We start from the raw sequence: 7,493 nt of genomic DNA, 5'->3' as shown, positions 1-7,493 counted from the left end.
TTATGGAAGGAGAATAAAAGTATTAGAAAATATGTTAAATCATTAATAATTAATAATTAATAATTACCTCTGCTTAAAAAGAAGAGGATTGCTTCAGAGAAACTTTTTTTATTTTTTTATCTTTTAAAGAAGACGCTTTCAACCTTGATTTTTCGGTAGAAAAGTTGGAGTTAGCGTGGTCTTTGTAAAAGACTAATTACGCCAGTGGTTATGGATAGAAAAATTAGAAATAAAATTACTCCTCCTGGTAAAAATGCGAGAATTTTCCACCCTCTTAAAAGCCAGACTATTAGAGTAATAATGGTGAGAATGCCACAAATGTAAGAAAATTGGGGAATCAGAAAATTATAATTTTTGCTCACGAATTTTACCTCATATCTATATTAATTTGACTATCAAAAATATTGTCACTATTTTAGCTTAATATTCATATAACCAATGATGATTTTTCCAGCTCCTAAATCTTCAGAAAAATAAAGTCGCCAAGCAGTAGGAGTTATCCGTAGATGCAAATTTAAAAGACGTTCTTTATGATCAGGACATTTAATAGTTAGTTGCTGTCTAAACTTTTGAATTCTTGAGTCACTTTCTGGGGTTGTTTTGCTTGATAAAAGATTTGGATTAAAAGTTCCTGTTTGCCAAGTTTGACAGTATTTTTCTAATTCCAATAATCGTTTCTTTACCTGTTGCAAGATTGGGTTGCCGATATTTAGCTTTTGTAACTGTTGTTCTACTGGTTTACAGATTTAGGATTGCTACATCGCAAATATTGTCACTATTTTAGCTTAAGATTTATATAACCAATGACTATTTTTCCAGGTCCTAAATCATCAGAAAAATAAAGTCGCCAAGCACCAGGAGTCATACGTAGATGCCAACTAAAAAGACGTGTTTTACCATCAGGACATTTAATAGTTAGTTGCTGTCTAAACTGTTGAATTTTTGAGTCACTTTCTGGGGTTGTTTTGCTTGATAAAAGATTTGGATTAAAAGGGTGCATCTCAATTTTGAATAAAGCCAAAAATTTATCGCTTGTAGGCAACAGGTAACAGGCAACAGACAACAAGGAATATATAGGAAAAAAGTATTTTTGCAAATATTGAGATACACTCGATTAAAAGTTCCTGTTTGCCAAGTTTGACACTATTTTTCTAATTCCAATAATCGTTTTTTTATTTGTTGCAAAATTGGGTTGCCAGTATTGAGGTTTTGTAATTTTTGTTCTACTGGTTTACAGATTTAGGATTGCTACATCGCAAATATTGTCACTATTTTACCTTAAGATTTATATAACCAATGATTATTTTTCCAACTCCTAAATCATCAGAAAAATAAACTCGCCAAGCACCAGGAGTTATCCGTAGATGCTAACTAAAAAGACGTGTTTTATCATCAGGACATTTAATAGTTAGTTGATGTCTAAACTCTTGAATTCTTGAGTCACTTTCTGGGGTTGTTTTGCTTGGTAAAAGATTCAGATTAAAAGTTCCTGTTTGCCAAATTTGACAGTATTTTTCTAATTCCAATAATCGTTTTTTTATTTGTTGCAAAATTGGGTTGCCAGTATTGAGGTTTTGTAATTTTTGTTCTACTGGTTTACAGATTTAGGATTGCTACATCGCAAATATTGTCACTATTTTAGCTTAAGATTTATATAACCAATGATTATTTTTCCAACTCCTAAATCTTCAGAAAAATAAACTCGCCAAGCACCAGGAGTCATACGTAGATGCTAACTAAAAAGACGTGTTTTACCATCAGGACATTTAATAGTTAGTTGATGTCTAAACTGTTCAATTCTTGAATCACTTTCTGGGGTTGTTTTGCTTGGTAAAAGATTTGGATTAAAAGTTCCTGTTTGCCAAATTTGACAGTATTTTTCTAATTCCAATAATCGTTTCTTTACCTGTTGCAAAATTGGGTTGCCAGTTTTTAGGTTTTGTAACTGTTGCTCTACTTGTTCACAGAAGATTAAATGCGGAAAAAATTCTTCTCTCCTTTCCCATAATGTTTCTCCATCAACTTGCCTATCAAATAATTGATTTTCGATGCGATTTTTAATCCATTCGATATGTTGTTTTACATGACTACTTCGACTAGCATGAACAATTTTTTCCGAGTAGTCAGTTAACTCTTCATTTTTATCTACTTCTGTTATCTGAAGTTCTAAAAAATCTGTATCCCATTGAGTTTTAGATAATAAACTAACTGCAAGAGAATCACTAATTAAAGCAAAACGAAGACCATCTGCTAATTTTCCTTGATGCCAAACTTCAGACAAATCAAATTTATCTTTAATTTCTTGGAGAGCATCCTCAGAAAAAGGAGCTTTTAGAATTAGACTACGGAAAAATCTACGCTCCTCTAAATCTACTATTTTGTCGTTGCGCCAACTTGCTATAGGATAATTACAAACAAGTTCTATATTGTTAATATTACTGTGAGTACGAAGTATAGGTTTTACACCTAAACTTTTTGCTTTTCGTAAAGTTTGAATTAACTCTGACATTAATTTTCGCGCTGTAGAAATATCAGCAATAGGAGTCTCTAAAGAAAGTTCATTAAGCACCATTTCTAAATCCATATTTATTCTTCCCTGGGTTCCAAAAGTGCTTCTAAACTATTATCCCATTCATCAAAAAAACCTTCCGGCCATTTATCTATTCGTCCGTTCCGATCTATCTGTGGGGATATTATTTCAGTGACAAATTCTGTTCCTTGTTTTCGGCGGTCAAAATAGTGTAATTGAACTTTTTCAGGGTCAATTTTTCCTCGATAAACTGTTAATCTAATTCCATTTAAAACATGGTCGCTATGAGTTTCAACTACAATTTGTACCCCACAACTAGCAGCAAGAGCTAATAATTCTCCCATTTTTGCTTGACCTTTTGGATGAAGATGTGCTTCAGGATTTTCTATTAGAATTAAACTGTCTGGAGGGGAAGAAAGAATGGCTACAATAATTGGTAAAGTGTAGCTAATTCCAAATCCAACATTAGTAGAACGATAAGAATTACTATCTCCATAATAATATTGAAGACTGATTAAATCTATATCTTGTTTAGGGTTTATTTGTAGGCGTGTACCAGGACTAATTTCTCCCATCCAAGCTTCAACTTGCTCTCTTAAAATTAGGGAGTTTGCTTGTGGATGTCCTAAGCGATGATTTGGTATAGTTTGATTTTCATTTACAAATAAAAAATGGGCTGTGTATTCTCCTTTTGTACCCAATTTTTCTAGTTGTTGAACCTGGAAATCTGACATTTCTAAAAATAAGCGAGGACCTAAACGTTCTGCTTGCAGATAGTGAAATTTTTTATTAAAAAGACTGGATTTATAAATATCAGAAGTAACAGGTGCTGAGGCAAGATTTAGAACATCTTTTTCCCGATCATAGGAGAAATTCCAGATTCCTCGATTGCCATTTTTCCAGAGAATTTCAAAACTAATAAAATCCTCTTTTGCTCCTTCAAATAGTGCATCTTGAGCAGTGCCTATAGAAACTAATTCACCATTTAGTATTAAACCTTGATTTTCTAATATTCCTTGTTGATAAGACTGACGCATTAAAAGTAATGCTTGTAAGACAGAAGATTTGCCGGTGCTATTCAAACCAGAAAGTAAAGTTAATGGTTTAAAAGATAGAAGCTGACTGGCAAAAGGTTTAAAGTTTTTCAAACGTACTGAACTAATCATTTATAACTGCTCTGATAATTTTTTCAATAGTTTCAAAACGATATTCTATCTTATCTTGAGCTTGAGAGATAGACTTGGCAAATTCTTTGTCTTTATCTAGATATTCCGTAAATTTATTTATTAAGTCTTGCTTCCGTATTTTAAGTTTTTGAATTTCTTGAATGTTAAGCTGACTAATATGAAATATACAGGTTTCAAATAACGCTTTATTAGAAAAAAACAAGGTTAATGTTTTAGATTGAGATAATGTTTTATCACGTGAAAATCTGCTTGTTCTCTTAGATTGACTAACAGTTTGATTGGCAAATATTTTTTGATAATCAAACATAGTTTTTTTGAATTTCTTAGCAAGTTGTTTCATTTCATAATCAGATAAACTATTAATTGTTTTTATGGCATTATCTAAAAATTCTTCTCTTTTATCTTTTGCATAATCTTTATAAGAAGTAGGTGTTAGCATCACTGCTAAAGCACCTAGTACAAATTCCCGATCCTCCATACGCTTAATTTTTGTTTCACTAATCTGAATAACATTAGTAAATTCTGGAGATTTAGCAATTTCAGCTAATAATTTAAGTGCTTTACCAGGATTAAGAGCATAACGTATTTCTTGAAGATTTAAAAGTCCTCCTCCTGTATTAATGCGTTTAAAAATATTGTACTTAACTTTAGTTGGTGTACCTGGTGCAATTAGATTTACTGTAACCTGGGTTTCTTCAATACGACGTTGATATTTACGGTCTAATTCTTGATAGGTTTTGCCATCAAGTTCAATGTCGAGATATTCTAAACCAGTTAAACATAAAGTCTTATCATTAATAAATTGTTTTAAAGCTGACAGTCTTTGTAATCCATCTACTACTAACCATTGCTTTTCATTAGTTCCATCAACATAAAAAGCTGGTAAAGGAATTCTAATAATAATAGATTCAATAAATCTACTTTTAACTTCATCGTTCCATATATCAGTATAACCAGGAAAATCAGAGGCTAAATCAATAAATTTTTCACCTATTTTTCTCAATAACTCTTTAATTGTAATTTCTCTAGTAATAATATTAATTTGATCTGGGTCGTAAATTAAGTTATCTCTTTGATAAACCTCCTCCTCATAATTTTTTTCTTCTTGCTCTTTGGTTGGTTGTTTTATTGGTGTTTTTCTTGCCATAAATTTTACCCTCTTGCTTTAATTTTAATTATATCATTTGGGATTAAAGCATATTTATAAATGTTATTTAAAATTGACAACTGCTATAAAGAAGTATATTATCAAATAGTAAACCTTGATTTTTCCTATTTCTATTTACCTTAATTTATCAATTTATAGATATGAGCGATAACTCACAAAAAAAAATTAATTTCGATCAAAACTTTATGTCTGTATCCCAATCAATTTCTCAAACTATTATCCTAATAGTTATTTCCATTATTATCAAAAATTTTGAGAATAGAACGTCAAGCATTGAACTTGAAGACTCTTTATATTTAGATTAATTCTCAATGTCTAAATCTGAGCGATCGCTCAACCTAAAAAAATTAATTCTGATAAAAATATCATGTCTAAATCAAAATCAATTTCTCAAACTATCCTCCCAACATTTATCTCTATTATTATCAAAATTTTTGAGGATAGAACATCAAGTATTAAATTTGAAGACTCTTTATATTTAGATTAATTCTCAATGTCTAAATCTGAGTGATCGCTCAACCTAAAAAAATTAATTCTGATAAAAATATCATGTCTAAATCAAAATCAATTTCTCAAACTATTATCCTGATAGTTATTTCCATTATTATCAAAATTTTTGAGGATAGAACATCAAGCATTGAATTTGAAGACTCTTTATATTTAGATTAATTCTCAATGTCTAAATCTGAGCGATCGCTCACCAAAAAAAATTAATTCCGAGCAAAATATCATGTCTATATCCCAATCAATTTGTCAAATTATCCTCCTAATCTTTATTTACATTATTATCAAAAATTTTGAGAATAGAAAGTCAAGCATTGAATTTGAAGACTATTTAGATTTAGATTAATTCTCAATGTCTGAATTTGAGCGATAACTCACCACAAAAAAAATTAATTCCGAGCAAAACTTTATGTCTATATTCCAATCAATTTGTCAAACTATTCTCCTAATATTTATTTACATTATTATCAAAAATTTTGAGAATAGAAAGTCAAGCATTAAATTTGAAGACTATTTAGATTTAGATTAATTCTCAATGTCTGAATCTGAGCGATCGCTCACCAAAAAAATTTTAATTCCGATAATTTCCATCTCTATCAAAATTTCATGTCTAAATCAAAATTAATTTCCAGAATTCTCCCCTTAATACTAATTGCAATTTTCACCACAATTACATTAGTATTAGCCTCTAATCAAATTAGCAAAACTGCACAAAAAACAGAAATTCGTGGTGTTTGGATAACCAATATTGACAGCGAAGTTTTATTTTCTGAATCAGCTACAAAAGCAGCAGTTAATCGTTTAGCAAATCTCAACTTCAACACACTTTATCCTACTGTTTGGCAAGGAGGTTATACTCTCTATCCTAGTCAAGTAGCACAACAAGTATTTGGCAAATATTTAGACCCTAAACCTGGTTTACAAGGGCGAGACTTTTTACAAGAAATTATTACTGAAGCACATCAAAAAAGTTTAACAATTATTCCTTGGTTTGAATTTGGTTTCATGGCACCAGCAGATTCAGAATTAGCCAGATTAAATCCTAATTGGTTAACTAAACGTAGGGATGGAACTACTATAAAAATGCAAGGAAAAGAGCCTAGAGTTTGGCTTAATCCTTTTCATCCAGAAGTACAACAATTTATCTTAGATTTAATTATAGAAATTGTGACTAAATACGATATAGATGGAATTCAATTTGACGACCATTTTAGCTTACCTGCCGAATTTGGTTATGACGATTTTACAGTTAAATTATATGAAAAAGAACTTCCTGGTTTATCCCCTTCTGATGATTATCAAGAAACTTTTTGGGTCCGTTGGAGAGCGGATAAAATTAATAATTTTATGGAGCGGATTTCTGAAGAAATAAAAGCAATAAAACCAGACTGTATTATTTCTGTATCTCCGAATCCTTTGCACTTTGCTTTATCTGCTTATTTGCAAGATTGGTTTACTTGGGAAAGAGAAAAATGGATTGATGAAATTGTTTTACAGGTTTATCGTCCAGATATTAAACGTTTTATTAAGGAGTTGGAACGAACAGAGGTTAAATTAGCTAAAAATAATATTCCTTTTGCCATTGGAATTTTGAGTGGTTTGAAAAATAATCCTACTGGGATAACAACAATTGAAAAACAAGTAGAAGCTGTGCGGAAGAGAAATTTTGCGGGAGTATCTTTCTTTTTCTATGAAAGTTTATGGAAGTGGGGAAAGGAATCAGAAAATATCAGAAATGAAACTTTGGAGGAAATCTTTAAAAACAAGATTTCAAGACCACATATATCTGGTTAAAAGAAGCAAGGAAGTAAAATTTTTCCTCTCAAATAAATACTAGAGTCGAAAAGGTAGAAATTTTCTCTACCTTTGGCAAAAGGAAAGACTAGAGTTGGCAAATTTTTGACTCTCAAATAAATAGTAGAGGGGGAAAGATAGAAATTTTTCCGACTTGGGGTTTGGGAAAAGACTGGAGTTGGTAAATTTTTGACTCTCAAATAAATAGTAGAGGGGGAAAGATAGAAATTTTTCCGACTTGGGGTTTGGGAAAAGACTGGAGTTGGTAAATTTTTGACTCTCAAATAAATAGTAGAGGGGGAAAGATAGA

Annotated in this window: 9 protein-coding genes; 2 read left to right on the top strand and 7 right to left on the bottom strand. The window is 30.9% G+C overall.

The genetic code is table 11. The features are described from left to right. Positions 1-410: 410 nt before the first annotated feature. The 6 genes from F6K40_RS37360 to F6K40_RS37335 all read right to left on the bottom strand — a co-directional run bounded on the left by F6K40_RS37360 (position 411) and on the right by F6K40_RS37335 (position 4,864). Positions 411-668: a hypothetical protein gene (locus F6K40_RS37360; protein ID WP_293144418.1), complete on the bottom strand. Its 258-nt coding sequence runs from the start codon at positions 666-668 to the stop codon at positions 411-413. Positions 669-775: 107 nt separating this feature from the next. Continuing rightward, positions 776-1,000, bottom strand: coding sequence for a hypothetical protein (locus tag F6K40_RS37355; protein ID WP_293144415.1), 225 nt, complete (start codon positions 998-1,000; stop codon positions 776-778). A 367-nt stretch (positions 1,001-1,367) separates the two neighbouring features. Beyond that, positions 1,368-1,550, bottom strand: a complete 183-nt coding sequence (locus F6K40_RS37350; RefSeq protein ID WP_293144412.1) for a hypothetical protein — start codon at positions 1,548-1,550, stop codon at positions 1,368-1,370. Positions 1,551-1,732: 182 nt separating this feature from the next. After that, complete coding sequence (locus F6K40_RS37345) at positions 1,733-2,584, bottom strand: hypothetical protein (protein WP_293144409.1); 852 nt, start codon at positions 2,582-2,584, stop codon at positions 1,733-1,735. 2 nt (positions 2,585-2,586) lie between these two features. Then, positions 2,587-3,696: an AAA family ATPase gene (locus tag F6K40_RS37340; RefSeq protein ID WP_293144406.1), complete on the bottom strand. Its 1,110-nt coding sequence runs from the start codon at positions 3,694-3,696 to the stop codon at positions 2,587-2,589. Further along, positions 3,689-4,864: a DUF262 domain-containing protein gene (locus F6K40_RS37335; RefSeq protein WP_293144403.1), complete on the bottom strand. Its 1,176-nt coding sequence runs from the start codon at positions 4,862-4,864 to the stop codon at positions 3,689-3,691. Before F6K40_RS37335 ends, F6K40_RS37340 begins: the two co-directional genes overlap by 8 nt. 332 nt (positions 4,865-5,196) lie before the next feature. Between F6K40_RS37335 and F6K40_RS37330 the strand changes: the two genes are divergently transcribed. Continuing rightward, positions 5,197-5,367 carry a hypothetical protein gene (locus F6K40_RS37330; protein ID WP_293144400.1) on the top strand — a complete coding sequence of 57 codons (171 nt, stop codon included), beginning with the start codon at positions 5,197-5,199 and terminating at the stop codon, positions 5,365-5,367. Between the two features lie 628 nt (positions 5,368-5,995). Continuing rightward, on the top strand, positions 5,996-7,183 hold the full coding sequence (locus F6K40_RS37325) for a glycoside hydrolase family 10-like protein (RefSeq protein ID WP_293144397.1): 1,188 nt from the start codon (positions 5,996-5,998) through the stop codon (positions 7,181-7,183). Here the strand turns inward: F6K40_RS37325 and F6K40_RS37320 are convergent. Then, positions 7,180-7,493, bottom strand: a 314-nt coding sequence (locus tag F6K40_RS37320) for a hypothetical protein (protein WP_293144394.1), incomplete at its 5' end; no start/stop codon positions are given. The two genes, F6K40_RS37325 and F6K40_RS37320, sit on opposite strands and share 4 nt — an antisense overlap.

It is taken from the genome of Okeania sp. SIO3I5 (assembly GCF_010672085.1).
Lineage (GTDB): Bacteria > Cyanobacteriota > Cyanobacteriia > Cyanobacteriales > Microcoleaceae > Trichodesmium.
The sequence above is the reverse complement of the archived record's forward strand: the minus strand, read 5'-3'. Positions and strand labels throughout refer to the sequence as shown.